This is a genomic window from Sulfurovum sp. (genome assembly GCF_041562805.1).
Taxonomy (GTDB): domain Bacteria; phylum Campylobacterota; class Campylobacteria; order Campylobacterales; family Sulfurovaceae; genus Sulfurovum.
The window spans coordinates 37,277-57,894 of sequence record NZ_JBFFOH010000001.1; the positions used below are offsets into that span (position 1 = coordinate 37,277).

A 20,618-nucleotide genomic window follows, 5' to 3' on the forward strand; every position below is an offset into this window, starting at 1 on the left:
CACCTCTTAACGTTTTTTGAATTTAACATCAATCGTTAGATCAATTTGGTCACGTACCGTTAAAAAAAGCATTTTAGGTGGTACTACATTATAGTTTGACATTAAGAAAGAGGCTGTACCTTTAAAGGTGATACCCCCATTTATCTTCTGTATTTCTGCATGGATAACGAGTGGTTTCTTGACACCATGAAAGTTTAGTATCCCATTAACCGTATAACCTTCAGCAGATTTTTTTACTTCTTTAAAGGTATAGGTGGCAAGAGTGTATTTGGCACTTTCAATAGACTCCGCCATATTTTTATCTCTGTCAGCCTTGTCACTTTTAAGGTCTAGCATGGAGATATCGATCTCACCTCTCATGGATTCAATATTTTTCCCCATCGTCAAGTGTGATGTTAAATTCGTGGTTGTGGGATTGATAGTAGAATCTCCAAATACATCTGTGTGGGCTTGAACATCAGCATGTGTAATTACGAGATTACCCGCAAACAATGGTGAAGAAGTGAAAAGTAAGACTAGAAGAAAAGTTTTCAAGTTATGTCCTTTAGAATATAAGATCATAGGTTAGCCTCTTTGAGGCAAAAGCAATAATAGTTTTATAACTGTTGTGATCTTAGTACGTTTCATTGTTATAAACTCCTTGAAGAAGGAGGAAAAAGTAATGAAAAAATATTCCCCACTGTCTTGAGAGAAGGAACTTCAACAGTTTTACCTATATGTATCATGGCAAGGAGAGTCAGTATCGCCCAAGCTATAACAAACGATCCACTTAGAGAAACCAGTAGTCCCAAACCTGATGCAGCCCACAAGCTTAATGCCATCACGGCAAGTAACACATAAGGCAAACGTATCAACACCCGAAGAATGATGACATTGTAGTAAGAGATGACAAAAGGGTAAACAATACTAAGTCCCCATTGCCATTCTAGTGTGTAGAGTGTATATGTGAGTACAAAAAGAGAAAGAAGAAGCGTATTATTATGTTTCCAGTCTCTGGCTTTGTATGCAACAATCAAACCGATCAGATGAGAAATAATTATGACCCATGTAAAAGTATTATCTCCCCAAAGAAGCATTGCACTATCACGTGAAAGTGTCTCAAACAGGGCAGCATCTAAAAGCAGCCAGAGAAAAATACTTCCCGCGCTATAAAGTGAGATACTATATGCAGTGTTTCTCTTTATTCTATGTATTTGAGAAAAGAATGAAGCACTCAATGCAACTGCTGATAAGAAGAGAGCGATATCTGTTCTCTGGTAAGCAGGAACATCAAAGTAGTAAGTTCCATAAGTATATGAGAGAGCCAAGGCCACTACCACTACCCAAAATCTGTCAATACGAGCGATAAGCATGGGAGCAGTCAACCCACTTATGAGTCCGAGTAGAAAAAGCTCAATACCATTGGCATGTGCATAATTCAGCGACAGAACAAGTTGAGAAAAAAGAAGAAGAGGAATCAACCATTGACGTTCTTTATGGATAAAGATAGACGCGACTATCCCTAGTACACCACCTACAGGAACCATCCATATTTCAGCCATAACAGAATGATGATATTCAACAATACCTGTTTGTAAGATCAATAGATAAAAAGTAAACTCAGAAGCAAAGAGGAAGAAAAAAGCAATATTGGGTATTTGTATCTTTGTGATATCTCTCATAGAGTGCTTCCTTTCGGTTAAGATAGGGAAGTATAAAATAGAATAATGAAGATTTGATGAAGAAATGTTTATTTTCTCCAATTAACGTTTTGAAAGGTAAAAAAATCTATAATGAATGATAAAAGTGAGACAACACATAAGGAAATTTCGTGAATCTACTTGTAGTTGAAGATGAACGTACTATTGCTAATCAGTTGAAGCAGTTACTAGAGAAGGAACGATATCGTTGTGATGTATCATATACCTATCATGATGCAACAAAGTTGATCGATGAGAAGAGGTATGATCTGATTTTATTGGATTGGAATTTACCTGATGGAGATGGTTTGACTCTGCTCTCTTTGCTGCGCAAGGAAGGGATAGCAACTCCAGTGCTGATGCTTTCTGCCAATACTGAGATTGATGATAGAGTGAAAGTTTTAGATGCAGGTGGAGATGATTACCTCTGTAAACCTTATTCAAATATCGAACTGCTTGCACGAATCCGTGCACTACTGCGTCGTGAGACACCACAAAAAAACACTATACTTACTTGTGCGGGCTTAAAACTTGATACAAGTAGCCGTGAAGTTTCTGTAGATGGTAAACCTATTAAATTAAGTCTATCAGAGTTTGATTTACTTGAAATACTACTCCAAAACAAAAACATCGTTTTAACACGTTATCAGCTTAATGAACATCTCTCTCAAGATTACAATAGTCTTAAGTTTAGTAACATTGTTGATGTTCATATCAAAAATCTAAGAAAAAAGATCGGGTTGGATGATTGTATTACGACAGTACGTGGTGTAGGATATAGTATCAAAGATTAACTTTTTCAAGATGATACACGTAATTTAACTATAGCCCTTGTTCCTTGACCTATACCCTCACTCTCAAGAATGATATCTGCATTAAATAAATGCGCAAGTTTTCGACTGATCGCCAGTCCCAATCCACTTCCTTTTTGATGATTCTCACTTTTCCGTTTGGCTTGCGTAAAGTCATCAAAGAGTAAAGTAAGATCATCATGATCGATTCCTATACCACTATCTTGAATGACAATGCATAAACTCTCATCACACATTTTAAGAATAAAATCTATAGATCCTTCATCAGTAAATTTGACAGCATTTGAAAGAAGATTAATGAGTATCTGTTTGAGAAATCGATAATCTATGATAACTTCTAACGGTTTGGTCATAGCATTGGTTAGAGTGATCTTTACATCTTTTTGTTCTGCCAGTACATCAAGCATTGTGATGACCTCTTGAGTAAGCATTTCAATCTCATCACTTGTTTTTCTGACAGGGGTTATAGTGACTTTACCTGCTTCGATCTGTACAAGATCAAGGATATCATTGATCATACCTAGCAGATGATCTGCCGAAGATTCCATGGTTGCAATAATCTCTTGCTGATCTGCTGTAAGATTTTCATAGCTTATGAGGTACTGTGTTGAACTAAGTATCGTATGTAGCGGTGTACGTAATTCATGAGACATATGTGAGATAAAAGTTGATTTGGCATGAGAGACTGCTTGTGTTTGTGCAATAAGACGAATCTGATCTAACTGAAGCATGATCATTGTTGCAATAGAACGATAAAACTTTTCTTCATGCGGGTCTGTTTTCTGATTTGTTTGCGTAAAAGAAATTACGCCGTAAAAATCAGAAGTCTGTTTATCAAAATCTTTGACATATAGCATCATATACTGTGTCATTGGAGTCTTTTCTTCAAGGTCAGGATACTCTGATGAAAAAGAAAAGTACTGATGAGGCATTAACGTCTGTAGTTCATCGATGGCCAGTGCTATACATGACTCTTCAGTTTGGGTTTGTATAAGACGGTTAAAAATATTAATAAGCTGCACAAAACGAAGTAAACGAAGTTTATTTTCTTCTTCAAGGATATTAAAAGCATGATTTATTTCACGTATCATAGCATTAAAGTCATTGGCAAGTTCAGAGATCTCACCTTGCGATGCAATGGATACCTGCGTAGTATAATCCTTAGTCGAAATGATAGATTTAGTGGCGTTGTTAAGTTTGGATATCGGTTCTAAAATACGCTTGCTGAACCAAAATGAGATAATTGCGATAACTATAAAACCAAATACAAAAAGTCCCCAAACAAAAAGAATAAATTCATCTAAAAAAGCTAATGCAACCGACTTTTGAATCATATAGACGATGGTCCATTGTGATAAAACGCCTTCAAACTCTTCGTATAGGATTAAATATTTATCACTAACATAATCACTACGATGTACTGAAAGATATAGTAATTCATCCTCATACACATTACCTATCTTTATCGTATCCTCCGGGTTAAAGAGCATAGAACGTATACCTTTGTCATGTACGGTAAACATACTAAGATTGGAGAAGGAGTACTCCATAAAAAGATAACCTAATAACTGATCCTTATCAAGCGTTGATCTGATAGGTGTAAACATTACGATATTTTTATCTGTAAAAAAATAGTCTTTTTTCTGCTTTATTGCCTCATGAAATGCATCAATATCAATAAAGTTGTGTTGGAGATTTTCGTCCGAAGATGCGATGACCTTATGATCAAGTGTCAGTGTAAATAGATGCATTTTAAGCGCTAGATCTTTTTGTTTTTGAATGAGAAGCTGTGTAATCCGTTTGTCAACATCTCCTACAATCATATCATTCATCATATCCAAAGAGGCAAGAAAACGCATTTCTTTTTCCAAAGAGAGCAGTTGCTCTTCAATCCTATCTCTAACTTGATTCATTTGGCTATGGTAGGTGACTATAGCATCATCTAAAATTTTCTTCTCACCAAGATTGTGACTATATATCAAGATAAAGAGATAAGGGAAAAATCCAATAACAAAAAGTGCTATACGCAGTTTGCTCTTGAGTGTTTTTGGCATTAATTTTTTCAATAGAGTCATAGTTGATCTTCCTCATAGATAACTTTTACCCCTGTATCTATTTTACTAACAGGGATGTATCCTATTGCACCTTCTACTTTTTTGACAAAGAGAAGCATACTCTCAACGGATTCTACTCTATAAGGTGGGCGATGTCCCTTATAGTGCTCTCTTACCCAATAGTTATCAAGCTCATTATAGCTCATCTTCAAAACTTCGTTTTCAAAAGTTAGTCGCAGGTTACTTGTTGGAGGAAGATTAAGTGCGACGAGTTTGGTGTCACCCCAAAAGCGGCTCTTTTTGAGATAGATCATACGCAATTGAGATTTGGTAAGTGTATCAATAGGATTATTAGGATGCGTTATGACTACAAATTTCTCTGCGCTTAGACATATGCTTGCAGCAATAAATATCCAAACTAATCGTAGCATATTTTACACACCTAGAATAGTACTGAAATGGAGATAAGCAGTTTATTCTCTTCGTGAAGAGAATGCCACTGATACTCACCTTTAAGTGCAATAGGATAGAGTGGTCTGTAAGTATATCCCATTACTGCAAAACTATCTTTAATGTCTATTTCTTGATTATGATAACTCTCTATCCTTAGAATTGCTTCATGATGTTCTTGTATGATACGTGAGTACTGTATATACCCGATATAAGGCATAGTGCTTTCTTCGTCATTAAACTGTGCACCTACTTCAGCTTGGAGTTTAAAGTCTGAATGCTCATATTTGAATGCTCCTAGTAGATAGTAGTAAGGTTCATCTGAGGTCAAACGAAAGTAGCCCGTATTGAATTGATAGCTTAATTCTTCATCTTGAAGTGTAATGCCAATACCATAGTGACGATCAATATCAAAGTTGTTGTAGATATCGTTATTCATTATCTTGTCGAGATCTTCTCCTTCTTGTATCATAGTATCTATAGAGAGAGAATAGTCAATTTGAGATTGGTAGAGAAGATCTGCTCCACTTGTAAATTTGGGGAATAGAAGTGTTGAAATCATTGGGTTAGAGCTGGTATCTCGTAAAACATTAATAGGGATACGATTCCAGAATCCAATTGGCGAATTATATTTTCCTAATTTAAGGGCATAGTTCTCATTAAAATCATAGTTTAGGTAGAGCCGTTCGATATGAAAATCTTCATGTACTTCTTCACTTTCTTCATCCCCGAATACCTCACTGTAAACATCCTCTGCTTCAAGTTCAACCATATAGGAGAATTGATGATGCTCTCCGTAAGCCATTACTGCCAGTTCGTCAAGTTTTAGTGAACGGTTTTTCCCATAAGCATGTTTATATTCTAATGAGAAATAGCCTCCTATGTAGAGAGGAAGATCTCCTACCTGAACGCCACGACCAAGCTCATATTTTAACGATTCACTATAAAGTGATGTATACAGAAAGAAAAAACTTATAAGGACGCGGATCATTATGGTTATTAACCTTTCTTGTATAATATGATTCGATTAGAGTATAGCATCATTATAATGACTTCACTACCCTATGATGTGGCGTTTTACTTTCCAAAATATGTCCAACATCTTTCATGAAGTAAGTTGTAACTAATGGTGAGAAAAAAGTAAAAGCTTTTTGAGCATCTATGATTTTATCTTTGTTTCCTAGAAATACTTCTATAGTAGTACCTCTGGCAAGGACTTCTTGTACCTTCGTACTATCCCACTGGTATGTTAAAAGAGATTCAAGTTCTTCTTTAGTCCCTACTTTAAGATAGTTGGATAAGTCAAGGTTTGAGGGGTAAGTTACATTAGCTAGGAATTGTTTAACATAAGCTTCCTGCCCTGCCTCAAAGTAACGCAGTTGTGTACGGATAAAGCTTTGCTTTTGTGTTTGGAAAAATGCAGGAGAGAGAAGGATGAGTCTATCTATACGTTTTTTACTATAATAGACATACTCAAATGCTTGTTGTGCCCCGCATGAAAAACCTGCAACGCAATAATCACTGTTCAAAAGATATGGGCTAAACAATTCTTCCTCATTCTGAAGTGAAAAGCCATTAAAGTATTTCATTAGAATGCTCTCATATTTAAAAGATCTTACGTAAAATGACTCTACATTCTTCAGCTGTAATGTTCTCATGGGCTAAGAGAAAGCTGGAGATCTCAGTCAGTGCTTTATCCAGTGTTTTTAAGAGTGTTGTGACTTCTGAGACTGATTCTCGTAAAAGTTCTTCTTCCTGTTGTGGCGTTACTATGAAGTTTTCACTCATAACATACTCATAGACCACTTTTCTCACTATCTCTTTTGCCTGGGCTATATCGGTACTCGCATTGGTGAACTGTTCATTATAATGCATCTTTGTTGCTATGCTACCTGCAAGATAGACTTTAATACGTGAGAGCAATTGACTTTTAGAGAGTATCTCATGTTCCTGACTGAGCAATCTGGTATTTACAATACCAATTTTTTCAAATTCAACATCCAGCCATGTAGCTATAACAGCTTTTGCCGCTTGATAAATGGCTTGAATTTCTCTCTCTTCTTCTGTAAATGTGAGTATCTTACGTTTTCCCAGCAAGACTTTTTCTTTTACCGCCTCAAAATCAGAAGTTTCAACCACACTACGCCCTTCTCTCATGGCATAAATAGCAGCTTCATTTGTAAGCGTGTCGAGTGCTGCAGAGTTAAATCCTACAGTCATTCGTGCTACAAGGGCTGTATCTACATTATTTGGTTTATGTGCAAGATAGAGTTCAAGTGTTTTACTTCTATCTTCTAGATCAGGTAATGAAATATGTATACGTCTATCGAAACGTCCTGCTCTAAGTAGTGCTTCATCCAGCATCTCTATTTTATTGGTAGCACCAATGACTATAACACCAGAACTGTCTTCAAAACCATCCATTTCAGTCAGAAGTTGATTCAGTGTAGCTTCTCTTTCATCATTTCTAAATTCACCACGGCTTTTACCTACAGCATCTATCTCATCTATAAAAACAATACTTGGTGCCATCTGTTTTGCTTTTTTAAAGAGTTCAGAAACTCTTTTAGCACCCATTCCTACATAAATATGTACAAAAGAAGCACCACTTTGGTAAAAGAAAGGTACATTTGCCTCACCTGCAACCGCTTTGGAAATGAGTGTTTTACCTACACCAGGAGGACCTACAAGAAGTACACCTTTAGGTAAACGGATATCCAGATCTCGATATTTTTGTGGTTCTTTAAGAAAGTCGATGATCTCTTCAAGCTCTTCTTTAACATCTTTTATTCCAGCTACATCAGAAAATGTTACATTAGAAGTAAGTGCTTGTACAGGTTCATTTGCAGGCTCATTATCTGTTTTTGAAGCTGATCTGATGTATTTAAGTTGCTGCAGTCTGTTTTGTTTCATCAGTCTATATAGAAATCCAAATGCAGCGATGATGATAAGCAATGAAAAAAGATCATAAAGATAGCTGTTGTCTTCACGTACCTCTACCGGATATTTTGTAAAGAATGCCGTTTTATTGACAGCATCTTTATAGATCTTATAGCTGAGCTCATCAGTTTTTAGGCGTAAGAAATCACCATCTATGATGACTTTTTCTATCTTGCCTTCAGTATAAAGTCTATTTGCCTGATCATGTGTAATGAGGCTATCTGTATCTCTAAAGGTTGCAAAAGAAAGCAGTATGAGTAATACTATAAGCAACCCTGCAATGATCTTGATATTTGAGGGATTAAGGGCTAATGGATTAAATTTTGGCTTTATTGCCTTCATTGGCTACCTCCACGTTATTTAAAAAGACCCAGTTTGCACTTAGGTCTTCATCACTTGTAACAGATACTTTATTGAAGTATTGGTCAAATCCATGATAGATACCATCCTTACCACTTTCAAGTAAGACTTCAAGATCCTTAGTATGATCACGTCTAAAAGCAAAGTTTTTAGCCTTAATAATATCTGTGAGTTCTCGGTGACGCTCTTTTGCGATGTTACCTCTTATTTCAGGTTTCATCGTTGCAGAAGGAGTGTTGTCTCTCTTAGAGTATGAGAAAGCGTGAACATGTGTCAGTGGTAACTCTTTGACTCTGGAGATAGCTTCAGCCCACTCTTTATCATCTTCACCTGGGTGCCCAACAATGTAGTCAGTACCCAAAGCATAACCTTGATCAGCAATTTTTCTAAAAAGTTCAAGATCTGTTTTATACTCATTGCGTCTGTTCATCAGTTTTAGCATTTTGTCACTGGTATGCTGTAAGGCAATGTGCATATGTCTGGCCATCCAAGGTTCACTTAGGAGTTCCATAAATTCATCATCTATCTGTATGGGTTCTAAACTTCCTATACGTATACGCCTTACACCACGTATCATACTCATTTTCTTAAGTAACTTTGCCATGGAAGTATTGTGGTCTTGACCGTAGCTTCCTACATTTGTACCGGTGAGGATAAATTCTCCAAATCCATTTGCTGCAAGCTTAGATATTTGCTCAAGAATGGTCTCTTCTTTATGAGAACGTGCATTACCGCGCACTGCTGGTATGATACAGTAAGAACATCTGAAGTCACACCCTTCCTGTATCTTGATGAATGCCCTGCTTTTCCCTACGAACTCTTCAACAATAGTTGAATCTATATGTTCAAGATCACCTATTTGATAAAAAGGTGTTTCGTTTTTAAGTACGGCATTGATGTTTTCTTTTTCAGAATGACCTATCACACCAAATACTTTTTTATCCTCAAATAAAGACTCACCTTTTGAGTGGGATCCACAGCCTGCCAGTACTACTTTGGCATCAGGATTTTTACGTTTCATGGAAGCAATGTAGTTACGGACAGAAGAGTCAGCACCATTGGTTACGGTACATGAGTTTACTACAATATAATCTGAGTGTAGTTCATTATCTGTTAGTTCATAGTCTTTGAGTTTAGACATCATTACTTGTGTATCAAACTGGTTTGTACGACATCCAAAGGTTTTAAAATAGACTTTTTGCATTGTTAAAGCCTTATATCTGGATTTGTCTCATCCAATTGAGTTATCGGTTTAGGTACATTTTTATCCATGTATATAGATTGTGTAGGAAATGCAAGTTGTATATTTTCCTCTGCTTGTAAGCGTGCGATCAACTCAATGGAAATAGTACTTCTAAGCGTCATGGTTGCATAGGAGTTCGTAAGATACCATGCTGATATTTTGAAGCCATACGGTTCAATATGTGTAAAGATACGAGGCTCAACATTGGTGTTTCTCATACCGTATTTACTTCTTAATTTATTGAGCTGTTTTCTTGTTATCTCTGTATACCCTTTTGAGTATTTTTTTGTGATCTCTTTAGCAATTTGTGTGGCCCTGTGTGCATCAGAATCAAAAGTAATGACAAAGTCTATTCCATCCCATACTGTTTTTAGTCCAGAATGAGAGTAGTTCGCGATCATATCTGTAAATATGTAGTTGTTTGGGATGAATATCATCCGTCCTGCTCTTCTGTTTGTCATGTAGGACGTTAGATTGATATCTTCATGCATGGTCATACGAAGCATTGAGATATCTACGATATCCCCTACATACTCTACACCCTCTCGTACAAATCGAACCCTGTCCCCTACATGGATAGAACCCCCAATTACAATTGTGGCCCATCCCATAAGAGACATGAACCAGTCTTTCATAGCAATAGCAATACCGGCTGAGGCAAAACCAAGGATCGTAACAAGGTAACTTACATTTTCTATATAGGCAAGGAGTAAGGTTAAAATTAAAATACTTACAAAAGAGATATTGAGCGCTTTGTTAACAGCATAAAAATTTTCATTGTCTGACATATATTTTTTAACAAAATATTTAATAAAAAGTAAAAGGAAAATAAAGAATAGAATGACCGCTCCAATAGTAACCGTTCTTATTATCTCTCTTTGAATATCATTTTTGAGATTGAGTTCAATTTCATCAATTTTTTTACTATATACATTTTTGGTTGTTTTAAATATTTCTATGACAGGTATAAATGTCTTGAGCTGGTCTTCTGTATCTTCTAGTTCATTAATTAATTCTACATTGAGAGAATCCAGCTTTAGAAGTTTTTTGAGGATACTTTGTTTCTCTTTAAACTTTCCTACAATATGTTCTAGAGAGTCATATCTACTGTTATATTCCTCCATGTCAGATTGGAGCTTTTCCCTATATGAAATGGCAGCAATGACAGCAAAGGGGTTTTCTACACTAGGTACAGTACCGATAGTAGGAGGTGTTAGAAACTTTTCAAAAGGGTCTTTTTCATACTCCTTTAGCAGTTGAAGCTTTCCTAGAAGTGTGACTTTATTGTCTTGTGCACTTTCTAACTCTTCATTTTCTGTTCTTGTTCGCTTTATGATGTTTTCTAAACGGTCAATAGTTGCTTCCAGTGTAATTTGTTGTTTTTTGAGTACTTTGTAGGTATGGAAGTTACTGTAAATTTTTGACCAGATATTATTCTCCATCAGTTCTTGGTCCAAATTCTCCTTCTTAATAAGAAGTTGATTTATCTTTTGAATGTCAAGAGGGCTTTTTTCTTCAAGTATTTGCTGAGATGCATTTTGTTCTACAATTGACTTGGCAAAGGTTACTTCGGAGACAGAAGGATCATCAATTGTTTGCTCCGAAAATGACGAAGTTGCAGATAAAAGAGAAAGGACTACAATTATATGTTTAAAATTCATATGTTCTCTCCAAAGCTGCGAAGTACTTTTTTGACAATACTTTCATCAATGTCCGATACCATTTCATAGTTGCCCATACCTTGAGGTAAAATAAATTTAATACTACCTCTTGCGCTCTTTTTATCTAAAAAGAAATGTTCATAGAAATCATCTACATCTTCGATGACATACTCTGTAGGTAGTGAGGCCTTTTCTAAAAGTACTTTGACTTCTGCAGCTTCTTCCTGCGTGAAAAGCCCAAGTTCTATTGCCAGTGCATTAGCCATTATCATACCTATGGCTACCGCTTCACCATGCAGGTATGTCGTATACTGGGTCTCATTTTCAACTACGTGTCCAAAAGTATGCCCATAGTTAAGTACAGCACGTATACCCGCTTCTTTCTCGTCTTGATTCACTACCCATGCTTTAAGTTCTACACTCTTTTTGATCACTTCTTTAAGTGTTTCAGGATCTCTAAAGTCAGCTTTCTGAAGAAATTCAAAGTATGACTTATCAAACATTACAGCCATTTTGACTATCTCAGCGATACCTGCAGCAAACTCTCTTGGAGGTAATGTCTTTAAAAATGCTGGATCTATGTAAACGGCTTTGGGCTGATAGAAGGCACCTATGAGATTTTTACCATATTTGTTGTTGACCCCTGTTTTTCCACCTACACTGGCATCAACCTGACTAAGCAGTGTTGTAGGTATCTGTATAAAGTCTATACCTCTCTGATAAAGGCTTGCGGTAAATCCTGTCATGTCCCCTATCACACCCCCACCAAAGGCAATAAGTAAAGATTTTCTATCAAGCTTATGTTCAAAACATTGATTCAGTATATTTTCTACTGTCTCTAAGGTCTTGTATCCTTCCCCGTCAGGAATTGTTACAACATTAAGTTTTGTAGCCTTCAGGTGAGAAAGAAGCGTTTCTAGATGAAAGCCAGCTACTGTCGGGTTCGTAACTACAACGACATTGGTGTCAAAAGTAAGTTGTGGTAATGCATCAATCGTGATGTCATAAGTAATGTTCTGAGTGTGTGCTAATTCGATAGGAACGATCATCTGGTAAAACCTTGCGTTATTATTGGCTTTATTTTATCTTATTTGTGATTAAGTATCGTTGTAAGGGTGCTTAATGCCCTTCTTGAGTCCTTATTTAGGACTCAGTGATGGCAAAAGGAACGAGTAGCTTTGGGTGCCTGTTCGTGGTAAGAATAAAGTCTTGAATTCTGTTAGAGATGAGTTTTCTGATACTGTCTGTATTGAGACTCTTTTCAAAAGGTGCTATTTGGAGTATATCTTCCATATTTGAAAGTTCTCGTATAGGATTGGCTATTTTTTGTTCGATCTTCATTTCCATATTAAAGATATGTGTGAGAGTCTCATAATGTTCAATGATCATTTTTTTACTCTCAAAGTCTCCTTCTGGATCAAAGTCACCAAGTGTAAGCCCTAAGCCCAGCGTCTCAGAAATATCAAAGGCTGTAGATGAAATGGATTCCATTTTTTCTTTTTCACTCATAAGGACTACAGATCTTTTGATGTTATAGAGCAGTTTGTCACCAAAAAGGAAAACCAACTTTTTTAGATCATAGATAGTATCTTTAAGGCCACCAGCCTCAAAAGTTGGAATACTGTTCATCACAAGTCCTACATTAAACTCATGTATATCATTTTCCACTGAGGATTTTACATTTTCGTTATCATAAGAGATAGAAATTGTGACATGTTCGGACTCTAAAGTTTTAAGTTCCTCTATCAATTTAAAATCATTTGGATATAAAACACGTACATAGAGGTCTTTATCTTCTAATTTCTCAACAAGATAAATACTCTGTTTAAGGTAAAGTAGTGCATCTTTGTGGTCATGTCTAAGATCCAGGATAAGATAAATATTTTTACCAAATGGTTCAGGAAAAAGACCTATTCTTTTGTTGATGGTCTTGTATACACCATTGAGCACTATAGGTTTTCCCAGTATGAGTAAGGTGTCATTAGGACGTATCATGGTCGAGTTTGTCGGAAGGATCTGTTGCTCATCTCTGTAGAGTGCAGCGATCTTCCATTGATTTTGAACTATAGTACCTATGTGTCTATAGGCATATGAACTTCCAAAAGGTACATGTACTTCCATGATCTCACCTTGCCCAAGTCCAACATTCTGAGCGACCAAGGGGACATTGGGAAGTTGGTCATAAAGATGGGCGGCTATAAGTTGATCAGTGTGTACTATCGTAATGTTTTCCTGATCTTTTCCTATCTCATTATCATCCCATTGATTTACAAGTGCTATACGCATTTTAGTGTTGATAAGCGCAACATTTTTAAGCGCATATTTTGCATCTTCTATATCTTCCATAACAATAAAAAGATTAGAGAATTTAGTAGCATCCATGATATTCTTAAGTTTAGAAAAACTTGTAGGGTCAGCATCAATGACTGTGATGTTCTTGCCTATTTTATCAGGTGTTGTGTGTGCTTTATAGCATGTTACATAGTATTGGTTCTCTGCAACTCTGTTCGTGCTGACCCAGTCTATAAAATGCTTCGCAATACTACCACTAGCTAATATAAGTATGTTTTTGATGGAAATCCTTTACATAGTGCCAAATGAGCAAAGCCCAGCTTGACTACGCGAATACTCGCTTTAAAATTACATGACAAAACTTCTTTAATTATGAGTTGTTTTTGTCTTATTCTATTAAAATATAGATATACTTTCGTAATTATTTTTGAGGGATATTATAACACAATGGAATTTCAGATAGATAAAACAGACGGTAAAGCAAGATCATGTACGATAAAAACAGCCCATTCCACCATTCAAACTCCAGTATTTATGCCTGTGGGTACTGTAGGTGCAGTCAAAGCACTTGATGCAACTGACCTTGCTACATTCATCAAACCAGAGATCATTTTGGGGAATACCTATCATTTATATATTCGTCCAGGAGATGAGACTATTAAAACTATGGGGAAATTACACGGTTTTACAAAGTATCCTAAGAGTTTCCTCACAGACAGTGGTGGATTTCAGGCTTTTTCACTCTCAGACAATGTTAAAATAGATGAAGGGGGTATCACCTTTAGAAGCCACGTTGATGGGAGTAAACACTATTTTACACCTAAGAAAGTGATAGACATCCAACATAACTTAGGTTCAGATATTATGATGATCCTTGATGATCTTGTTGCCCTACCCGCAACACAAGAACGTATTAAAGCAAGTATTGAGCGTACAACACGTTGGGCGCAGGAGTCTATTGACTATTTTAGAGCCAAACAGGATGAAGGTATAGGCGTTGATCAAAACATCTTTGCTATTATCCAAGGTGGTACAGATAATGCTTTCCGTGAGAAGTCAGCTAAAGAACTGTGTGCGATGGATTATGACGGTTTTGCCATTGGTGGACTGAGTGTAGGAGAGGCCAACCAGGATATGTATGATACTGTAGAATGGACCACACAGTTTATGCCTGAAAACAAACCACGTTATCTTATGGGTGTTGGAACACCTGAAGATCTGGTAGAAAACGTTTCACGTGGTGTAGATATGTTCGATTGTGTCATGCCAACAAGAAATGCACGTAATGGTACGCTATTTACAAGTTTTGGAAAGGTAAATATCAAAAAGGCCCAGTATACGACTGATGCAGGTCCTCTTGACCCGGAGTGTGGTTGCATGGTATGTCAAACCTATTCAAGGTCTTATTTGCGCCACCTCTTCCGTGCCAGAGAGATCACATATTTTAGATTAGGAACGATTCACAACCTTTACTACTATCTTGACCTTATGAAGCAGATGAGAGAGGCAATATTAGAGAATAGATTTGATGCCTTTAAAGCTGAATTTTATGAGAAGCGAAAATAGTATATTAAAAAACGTACTATTATCTTTTTATAGATAGTCTTGCGAACATATTGTTGTTTTTATCCATTTCCTCAAAGACTTTTGCATCTAATGAAGGTCTGCCTGTGATGAGTGCGCCTTTAATAGTGTTTAAAACATGAAAAAAGTTTTTATTAAAAGGTGTGATGATCTCTTTTATTTTTTTATGTTTTATTACCTCTGTTATGTCTTTTATACAATGCATATAATATATTTTATTAATGGCTCTTTGTATTCTGTAATCTTTCATAAGTTCAATGTTTTTTATCCATACTTCCTTGTCAATATCTGCTAGATAGGGTTGATTTTGTATGAACTCTATCTCATGTTTCATCTTTTCTTTATATTTTTCACACTCTTCTGTAACACATTCTTCAATATCATTTTCATAGTATTTCAATATAGTATGTAAATCTTTTTCGTCAAGTAATTTGTTTTCAAACGGATGGCTATAATATGGTTTTTTATCATAGTCATTGTCAATATCTTTGAGGATTTCTAAAGCTACCATGAGATAAATATATTTATCTTCTTTAGAGAGTTTATAAACGATGCCATGATTAGATATCTCTACTCGTGGCCCTACATAATGTATTTCAGACATAAAATTACCTTACTAACTGTAAAATCTAAAAGTATAAGACTATCAAAGACTTAAACTATAATTTATTATAACAATTTTTAATAAATTATAAGAATTAATTATTCTATATTAATAAATATTTAACGTTTGTACGGTACCTTCGCAGAGGGTGTCTTTTTAGATGTTTTATCTAAATGCACATCTTGATCATCAAAGAATATATCTGCTTTGAAGGACTTTACTACCCTTCTTTTTTCTACACCTCCAAGGAAAAAAGCTTCATCAACACGTACATCCCATGCATCAAAAGTACGGATAACTCTTTCAAATGTGGCAAAGTCTCGTGCAGTAATAAGTGAAGTTTTGATAGGTGCTTTTTCCATAGGAAATTTTTTTTGTATTTTTGATATTACCTTGAGTAATTTTGCAAATGGTCCTTTGGGTAAAGGGTTTTTGGCATTTTTCTTTTCATGTTTTACAAAAGCCTCTAGTCCATGCTTTTTGTATATCTTCTCTGACTGATCTGAAAATAGTACAGCATCACCATCAAAAGCAATGTGTACATCTTTTCTTTTAGCGTCTTTTTTATACTTTTTAGGAATGATTCTTGCTGCTGCAATACCTACATTAATAGCTTCTTGTACATCTTCCTCATGAGCAGAAAGAAACAAGTCCACATCAAAGGCTTTGAGGTAGTTAGAAATAGGTGTACCTGCTGTCCACCCTGCTCTTTCAACATTTAATTTATATTTGTCTATAGAGTTTTTGATACGTAGACCTGTGGCCGCATTATTGCGTGAAAGAACGATGACTTCTATAAGTTTGTCATCAAAGTGTTTGTTGATGTGTAGTATATTCTTTACGAAATCAAAGGCGGCCCCACGTTTAAGTAACTTGTTCTCATTTTTGATTTGATATTTATAATATTTTTTTAAACCTTTTTTTTCAAACATCTTGTTTTCATCTTCCAAATCAAATAATGCACGAGAAGAGATAGCAATCACAAGTTTCTTTTTTAAATCGTAAGACATAAGTTTCCTTTTGATATTTGTTGTATTGTAGTCAATTTTACTTTATGCCATACTATAGTAAAATTCTTTTTTTATAAAGGTCAATTTAATGGAAACAATTTTTGTATACGGTACACTCATGCCAAACTGCCCCAATGGTCATGTACTTGAAAATATCGTTGGTAAGTTTGTCCCCGCAACAGTAACAGGTGAGCTTGTTGCAGCAGGATGGTCTGCATCTATGGGGTACCCTGGTATAAAACTAGATTCTGATAAAGATACAGTACACGGTTTTTTGTTTTATTCACATAATCTTGAAGATAATTGGGAGTATCTTGATACATTTGAAGGTGAAGAGTTTGTCCGTACAGAGGTAACGGTAGAACGGTATGATGAACTTGATGTAGATACTTTTATATATGTTCTAAAACATGACAAAGAAGAACTTGAAGATGAATAAAATTATTTTGATATAATTGATTTATAAAAAATAAAGGAAGAAGAATGAGTTTTGGAAATATAGTATTGATCATTATTGCTGTTGTTGTTGTATATCTAATTGCTATTTACAATAAATTTGTATCATTGAGAGCAGGTATAGATGCTTCATGGTCAGACATCGATGTTCAGTTAAAGCGTCGTTATGACCTCATACCCGCACTTGTCGATACAGTACGAGGATATAAAGAGTATGAAGCAGAGACACTTGAAAAAGTAATACAGGCACGTCAACAAGGGCTAAGTGCCGGCACTGTAGACGAAAAAGCAGCTGCGGCCAATATGTTAAGTGGTGCATTAGGTAAATTATTTGCTTTGGCAGAAGCATATCCAGATCTCAAAGCCAACACAAACTTTCTAGATCTTCAAAATCAACTTTCTAATCTTGAAGATGCCATTCAGAATGCAAGACGTTACTATAACGCTATCGTAAGAGACTACAATGCAAAAACAGAGTCTTTCCCAGATCTATTTATCGCACAAAAGTATAATTTTACTGCACGTGATTATTTTGAGCTAGATGAAAGTGAATCTGCGTCTGTTAAAAAGATGCCTAAAATCGATCTTTAATCTATGATAAGACTACTTGCAATCACCCTCTTCTTCTTAGTATGGGTGTCATCCGCTTATGCTGAAAAGATATCAAATTTTAAGGTAGATATTACTGTCGAACAAAGTGGAGAACTTTCCATTGTAGAGTTCATCGAGTATGACTTTGAACAACAGAGTAAACATGGTATATTTCGCGATATTCCTTTTACTGTTAAAAGAGAAGGTCTCATTAAAGATCTTGGACTCTATGCGTTATCAGTACTGCTTGATGGTGGCATAGTTGAATGGCAACAGTCTACACAACCTACTGCAAATGCTGGTGATGCTATACGTTTGAAGATAGGCTCTGCAGGCAAATATGTGACAGGAAAACATCTTTACACAATTGCTTACCGAGTTAAAAAAGGTGTACTTCCTGCTGTACAAAATGAAGAAAATGATGCCATACGTTGGAACATCATCGGTACAGGATGGCAGATACCTATTCAAAAGGTTGAAGCAAACTTCTTCCTGCCTCCTTCACTTACACAACATGACATAGCAGTCTCAAGTTATACTGGCCGTTATGGTACGAAAAGTTCTACAGCAATAAGTACATGGATAAACACAAGACAACTACAGGTAAAAGTCCCTGTACTTAACCCAGAGGAAGGTGCTACTGTTGAGATGGCATATTCTGCTGATATCCTGGATCAAAATGGACTTGAAAATGTCAAAGCAACATTTATGGATTGGATGTTAGCAAATTTTCATTGGGCGGCATTAGTTGGATTTTTACTTTATTTTCGTGAGATGTATACGAAGTACTCAGGTTTTGAAGATAAACGATCTATAGCTGTACAGTATGAAGCTCCCAAAGGATTAAGCCTATTACAGTCAGGCCTTGTACTTGACAAATTTGCAGATACGAAGGACTTTGCCGCAGCAGTACTGGAACTTGCACATTTAGGACATTTGGAAATAGAGCAAAAAGAGAAAAAACTTGACCCTATTTTGATACGTAAAGAAAAAAGTACAGAAAACCTAACTATGGATCAAAAATATTTGCTTAACCATGTTCTCTTTAAAGGCAGAACAACTTTTGTCATGTCAGCTGGCTCAAAAACAAAAGCTTCAGCCTTAAAAGAAGGATTTGGACAGATCAATGATAATCTTTATACTTGGTCTGTGTCGGATGGATTTATGGCAGATAATCCACAAAGAATACGTAAAAGCTTTATAATGAAGAGTCTCTTGTTTTTATTGCCTGTTGCAGGGCTGGTACTTTACAGCTTGTATTTACAGCTTGGAGAAGCGGCTATCTTTCTTCTTGTATTTCCTATGATATTTGCGGCTGTAGGTATCAGTATCATGACTTCAAATAAAAACTGGTTCTCTAAAATAACCGGTTTTCTTTTTGGATCTGTAGGGATGATACCTTTTGTTGGCATTATGAATGAAGGGATGGATCTAAGTGAACTAGCCGTAGGTCCAGTAGCTGTACTTATAGTGCTGGCACTGGCTTTAGGATTCACCTATAAAAAAATAGGAAGATTTACACAAAAAGGTGCTTATGCTTCTAAACATTTATTAGGTTTAAAAGAGTTTGTTAAACGGGTAAAAGAGGATGAAATAAAAAGACGTTTGGAAATGGATCCCCTTTACTTAGAGAAGATGCTTCCCTACGCTGTTCTGTTTAATGAAACAGACCATTGGCTCTCCTTCTATCAAGTATTAAATGTTGAAGAACCTCATTGGTATCATGGAAATGTTTCAAACATGGGACGATTCACCTCTTCTGTGAACGCTGCATCTACCACTCCTGCAGGAAGTGGTGGTGGTGGCTTCTCTGGAGGAGGTGGTTTTTCCGGTGGTGGCGGTGGAGGAGGTGGTGGTGGCTCTTGGTGATATTCTAGTTATATAGATAGTATATGTATGTCTACCTATAGCGTAATTGGATTCAGAGACAATATAGTTACCCCATCTTCTGATGTGAGAAAAATGATCGTATCTTTATATACAATAAACCCGCAATCCACAACAGGAAAATAGCGAGTATCTAAATCTATGTTCTTCGCACATTCGATAAGTTCCTGAATAGAATGTAAAGAACAAATAGGAATATCCTTCTCCATCTTCTCTACCAATAGACTTATTTCTTTATCACATGTAATCATTTCACACCGTATCCTATTGACAACCAAGGAGAAGATCCATAGTTGTGACTCATAATTAATGACTTTTATTTATTCGCCAATTATAATGAACATGTATTAAGTAAGTGTTAATTATAATTATTGATAACTATTTCCTCAATATTTAGGAAATAATATGTCAATTTGACATATTATTTCCTGTTTTCTGATACTAACACTAAAATGTCACTATGTATAATAAAAAGAAAGAAAGATTTTATATCTGCGACCTACTAGAGACCCCGGCTGTACCCTATCCATCATATTATGTATTGAGTAGTTCTATGCATAAAAATGAGATGCTGCAATCTGCAATGATAGCCTTACATAGTTTTGATTTTTCCTATTATGAAAGAGCTCGTAATTATGAGGATATCTTTGCTATGTTTCACTCAGGTACATTTCCTATCTATAAAGAAAAATATATTGTAGGTTACTTTGGAAATAAAATGATGTATTTGGAATCAAATGGATGGAAAGGTATGCCCTCTACAGAGGACATTTTTAAAATGGAGAACTGGCTTGTATGCTAGGCAGTACTGTGTTTGGCTCTCCTTGAATATCCTTTGTTATTCTAGCAACCGCAAACTGCTTGGTTTATTTTAGTTATCAGCATGGTCTTTTCTAAACCTGTAATAGAAATATCCCACAATAACAAGAATACCAATTATAAATAATTCCATATTATTACTCCTTTTTAAATTAACATAATAACTATAGCATTAT

The 20,618-nt window shown here is 35.8% G+C and carries 20 protein-coding genes; 6 read left to right on the plus strand and 14 right to left on the minus strand.

All coding sequences use genetic code 11. From position 1 onward, the window contains the following. Window positions 1-6: 6 nt before the first annotated feature. Together ABYK33_RS00215 and ABYK33_RS00220 are read right to left on the minus strand one after the other, a co-directional pair. The gene (locus ABYK33_RS00215; protein ID WP_373030882.1) at window positions 7-534 is read right to left on the minus strand and encodes a YceI family protein; all 528 of its coding nucleotides are present in this window, start codon (window positions 532-534) and stop codon (window positions 7-9) included. Between the two features lie 95 nt (window positions 535-629). Continuing rightward, window positions 630-1,661 carry a hypothetical protein gene (locus ABYK33_RS00220; RefSeq protein WP_373030883.1) on the minus strand — a complete coding sequence of 344 codons (1,032 nt, stop codon included), beginning with the start codon at window positions 1,659-1,661 and terminating at the stop codon, window positions 630-632. A gap of 149 nt (window positions 1,662-1,810) precedes the next feature. Between ABYK33_RS00220 and ABYK33_RS00225 the strand changes: the two genes are divergently transcribed. Continuing rightward, entirely contained in the window at window positions 1,811-2,473 is a 663-nt protein-coding gene (locus ABYK33_RS00225) for a response regulator transcription factor (RefSeq protein WP_373030884.1), read from the plus strand. Window positions 2,474-2,478: 5 nt separating this feature from the next. Here the strand turns inward: ABYK33_RS00225 and ABYK33_RS00230 are convergent, their stop codons facing one another. The 9 genes from ABYK33_RS00230 to ABYK33_RS00270 form a co-directional block, all read right to left on the minus strand. Continuing rightward, window positions 2,479-4,566, minus strand: coding sequence for an ATP-binding protein (locus tag ABYK33_RS00230; protein ID WP_373030885.1), 2,088 nt, complete (start codon window positions 4,564-4,566; stop codon window positions 2,479-2,481). Beyond that, a complete protein-coding gene (locus ABYK33_RS00235; RefSeq protein ID WP_373030886.1) occupies window positions 4,563-4,976 on the minus strand; it encodes a hypothetical protein in 414 nt (137 codons plus the stop codon). Before ABYK33_RS00235 ends, ABYK33_RS00230 begins: the two co-directional genes overlap by 4 nt. A gap of 11 nt (window positions 4,977-4,987) precedes the next feature. Then, entirely contained in the window at window positions 4,988-5,986 is a 999-nt protein-coding gene (locus ABYK33_RS00240; RefSeq protein ID WP_373030887.1) for a hypothetical protein, read from the minus strand. Window positions 5,987-6,038: 52 nt separating this feature from the next. Next, window positions 6,039-6,584 carry a pimelyl-ACP methyl ester esterase BioV gene (gene bioV / locus ABYK33_RS00245; RefSeq protein ID WP_373030888.1) on the minus strand — a complete coding sequence of 182 codons (546 nt, stop codon included), beginning with the start codon at window positions 6,582-6,584 and terminating at the stop codon, window positions 6,039-6,041. 16 nt (window positions 6,585-6,600) lie between these two features. After that, a complete protein-coding gene (locus ABYK33_RS00250) occupies window positions 6,601-8,277 on the minus strand; it encodes an AAA family ATPase (protein ID WP_373030889.1) in 1,677 nt (558 codons plus the stop codon). After that, on the minus strand, window positions 8,252-9,499 hold the full coding sequence (gene mtaB, locus ABYK33_RS00255; protein ID WP_373030890.1) for a tRNA (N(6)-L-threonylcarbamoyladenosine(37)-C(2))-methylthiotransferase MtaB: 1,248 nt from the start codon (window positions 9,497-9,499) through the stop codon (window positions 8,252-8,254). Before mtaB ends, ABYK33_RS00250 begins: the two co-directional genes overlap by 26 nt. Window positions 9,500-9,501: 2 nt before the next feature. Further along, entirely contained in the window at window positions 9,502-11,199 is a 1,698-nt protein-coding gene (locus ABYK33_RS00260) for a mechanosensitive ion channel domain-containing protein (RefSeq protein WP_373030891.1), read from the minus strand. Then, window positions 11,196-12,248, minus strand: coding sequence for a 3-dehydroquinate synthase (gene aroB, locus ABYK33_RS00265; RefSeq protein ID WP_373030892.1), 1,053 nt, complete (start codon window positions 12,246-12,248; stop codon window positions 11,196-11,198). The genes ABYK33_RS00260 and aroB overlap by 4 nt, the downstream gene beginning before the upstream one ends. Window positions 12,249-12,342: 94 nt before the next feature. After that, entirely contained in the window at window positions 12,343-13,581 is a 1,239-nt protein-coding gene (locus ABYK33_RS00270; RefSeq protein ID WP_373030893.1) for a COG3400 family protein, read from the minus strand. Between the two features lie 357 nt (window positions 13,582-13,938). On the opposite strand from ABYK33_RS00270, the gene tgt reads away from it, so the two are divergent. Beyond that, window positions 13,939-15,057: a tRNA guanosine(34) transglycosylase Tgt gene (gene tgt / locus ABYK33_RS00275; protein WP_373030894.1), complete on the plus strand. Its 1,119-nt coding sequence runs from the start codon at window positions 13,939-13,941 to the stop codon at window positions 15,055-15,057. A gap of 19 nt (window positions 15,058-15,076) precedes the next feature. On the opposite strand, the gene ABYK33_RS00280 is transcribed toward tgt, so the two are convergent. Both ABYK33_RS00280 and ABYK33_RS00285 read right to left on the minus strand, forming a co-directional pair. After that, a complete protein-coding gene (locus ABYK33_RS00280) occupies window positions 15,077-15,679 on the minus strand; it encodes a hypothetical protein (protein ID WP_373030895.1) in 603 nt (200 codons plus the stop codon). 119 nt (window positions 15,680-15,798) lie between these two features. Then, window positions 15,799-16,689 (minus strand): 5'-nucleotidase, encoded by an 891-nt coding sequence (locus tag ABYK33_RS00285; RefSeq protein ID WP_373030896.1) that lies wholly within the window; start codon window positions 16,687-16,689, stop codon window positions 15,799-15,801. Window positions 16,690-16,777: 88 nt separating this feature from the next. Here ABYK33_RS00285 and ABYK33_RS00290 point away from each other — a divergent pair, with 88 nt between their 5' ends. Genes ABYK33_RS00290 through ABYK33_RS00300 form a run of 3 tightly spaced genes read left to right on the plus strand, consistent with a single transcriptional unit; the run spans window position 16,778 to window position 19,605 of the window. Next, window positions 16,778-17,128, plus strand: coding sequence for a gamma-glutamylcyclotransferase (locus ABYK33_RS00290; protein WP_373030897.1), 351 nt, complete (start codon window positions 16,778-16,780; stop codon window positions 17,126-17,128). Between the two features lie 44 nt (window positions 17,129-17,172). Continuing rightward, complete coding sequence (locus tag ABYK33_RS00295; protein WP_373030898.1) at window positions 17,173-17,736, plus strand: LemA family protein; 564 nt, start codon at window positions 17,173-17,175, stop codon at window positions 17,734-17,736. A gap of 3 nt (window positions 17,737-17,739) precedes the next feature. Then, window positions 17,740-19,605, plus strand: a complete 1,866-nt coding sequence (locus ABYK33_RS00300; protein ID WP_373030899.1) for a DUF2207 domain-containing protein — start codon at window positions 17,740-17,742, stop codon at window positions 19,603-19,605. Window positions 19,606-19,640: 35 nt separating this feature from the next. Here ABYK33_RS00300 and ABYK33_RS00305 read toward each other — a convergent pair whose 3' ends face one another. After that, the gene (locus ABYK33_RS00305; protein ID WP_373030900.1) at window positions 19,641-19,874 is read right to left on the minus strand and encodes a hypothetical protein; all 234 of its coding nucleotides are present in this window, start codon (window positions 19,872-19,874) and stop codon (window positions 19,641-19,643) included. Between the two features lie 302 nt (window positions 19,875-20,176). On the opposite strand from ABYK33_RS00305, the gene ABYK33_RS00310 reads away from it, so the two are divergent. Further along, window positions 20,177-20,425, plus strand: coding sequence for a hypothetical protein (locus ABYK33_RS00310; protein WP_373030901.1), 249 nt, complete (start codon window positions 20,177-20,179; stop codon window positions 20,423-20,425). The last annotated feature ends 193 nt before the right edge of the window (window positions 20,426-20,618 follow it).

What these genes read in the sequence shown, in the direction of transcription:
- ABYK33_RS00220 (WP_373030883.1), bottom strand. Translation starts at nt 1,661, where the DNA reads ATGAGAGATATCACAAAGATACAAATACCCAATATTGCTTTTTTCTTC.
- ABYK33_RS00230 (WP_373030885.1), bottom strand. Translation starts at nt 4,566, where the DNA reads ATGACTCTATTGAAAAAATTAATGCCAAAAACACTCAAGAGCAAACTG.
- ABYK33_RS00235 (WP_373030886.1), bottom strand. Translation starts at nt 4,976, where the DNA reads ATGCTACGATTAGTTTGGATATTTATTGCTGCAAGCATATGTCTAAGC.
- ABYK33_RS00240 (WP_373030887.1), bottom strand. Translation starts at nt 5,986, where the DNA reads ATGATCCGCGTCCTTATAAGTTTTTTCTTTCTGTATACATCACTTTAT.
- bioV (WP_373030888.1), bottom strand. Translation starts at nt 6,584, where the DNA reads ATGAAATACTTTAATGGCTTTTCACTTCAGAATGAGGAAGAATTGTTT.
- ABYK33_RS00250 (WP_373030889.1), bottom strand. Translation starts at nt 8,277, where the DNA reads ATGAAGGCAATAAAGCCAAAATTTAATCCATTAGCCCTTAATCCCTCA.
- mtaB (WP_373030890.1), bottom strand. Translation starts at nt 9,499, where the DNA reads ATGCAAAAAGTCTATTTTAAAACCTTTGGATGTCGTACAAACCAGTTT.
- ABYK33_RS00260 (WP_373030891.1), bottom strand. Translation starts at nt 11,199, where the DNA reads ATGAATTTTAAACATATAATTGTAGTCCTTTCTCTTTTATCTGCAACT.
- aroB (WP_373030892.1), bottom strand. Translation starts at nt 12,248, where the DNA reads ATGATCGTTCCTATCGAATTAGCACACACTCAGAACATTACTTATGAC.
- ABYK33_RS00270 (WP_373030893.1), bottom strand. Translation starts at nt 13,581, where the DNA reads ATGGATGCTACTAAATTCTCTAATCTTTTTATTGTTATGGAAGATATA.
- tgt (WP_373030894.1), top strand. Translation starts at nt 13,939, where the DNA reads ATGGAATTTCAGATAGATAAAACAGACGGTAAAGCAAGATCATGTACG.
- ABYK33_RS00280 (WP_373030895.1), bottom strand. Translation starts at nt 15,679, where the DNA reads ATGTCTGAAATACATTATGTAGGGCCACGAGTAGAGATATCTAATCAT.
- ABYK33_RS00285 (WP_373030896.1), bottom strand. Translation starts at nt 16,689, where the DNA reads ATGTCTTACGATTTAAAAAAGAAACTTGTGATTGCTATCTCTTCTCGT.
- ABYK33_RS00290 (WP_373030897.1), top strand. Translation starts at nt 16,778, where the DNA reads ATGGAAACAATTTTTGTATACGGTACACTCATGCCAAACTGCCCCAAT.
- ABYK33_RS00295 (WP_373030898.1), top strand. Translation starts at nt 17,173, where the DNA reads ATGAGTTTTGGAAATATAGTATTGATCATTATTGCTGTTGTTGTTGTA.
- ABYK33_RS00300 (WP_373030899.1), top strand. Translation starts at nt 17,740, where the DNA reads ATGATAAGACTACTTGCAATCACCCTCTTCTTCTTAGTATGGGTGTCA.
- ABYK33_RS00305 (WP_373030900.1), bottom strand. Translation starts at nt 19,874, where the DNA reads ATGATTACATGTGATAAAGAAATAAGTCTATTGGTAGAGAAGATGGAG.
- ABYK33_RS00310 (WP_373030901.1), top strand. Translation starts at nt 20,177, where the DNA reads ATGCATAAAAATGAGATGCTGCAATCTGCAATGATAGCCTTACATAGT.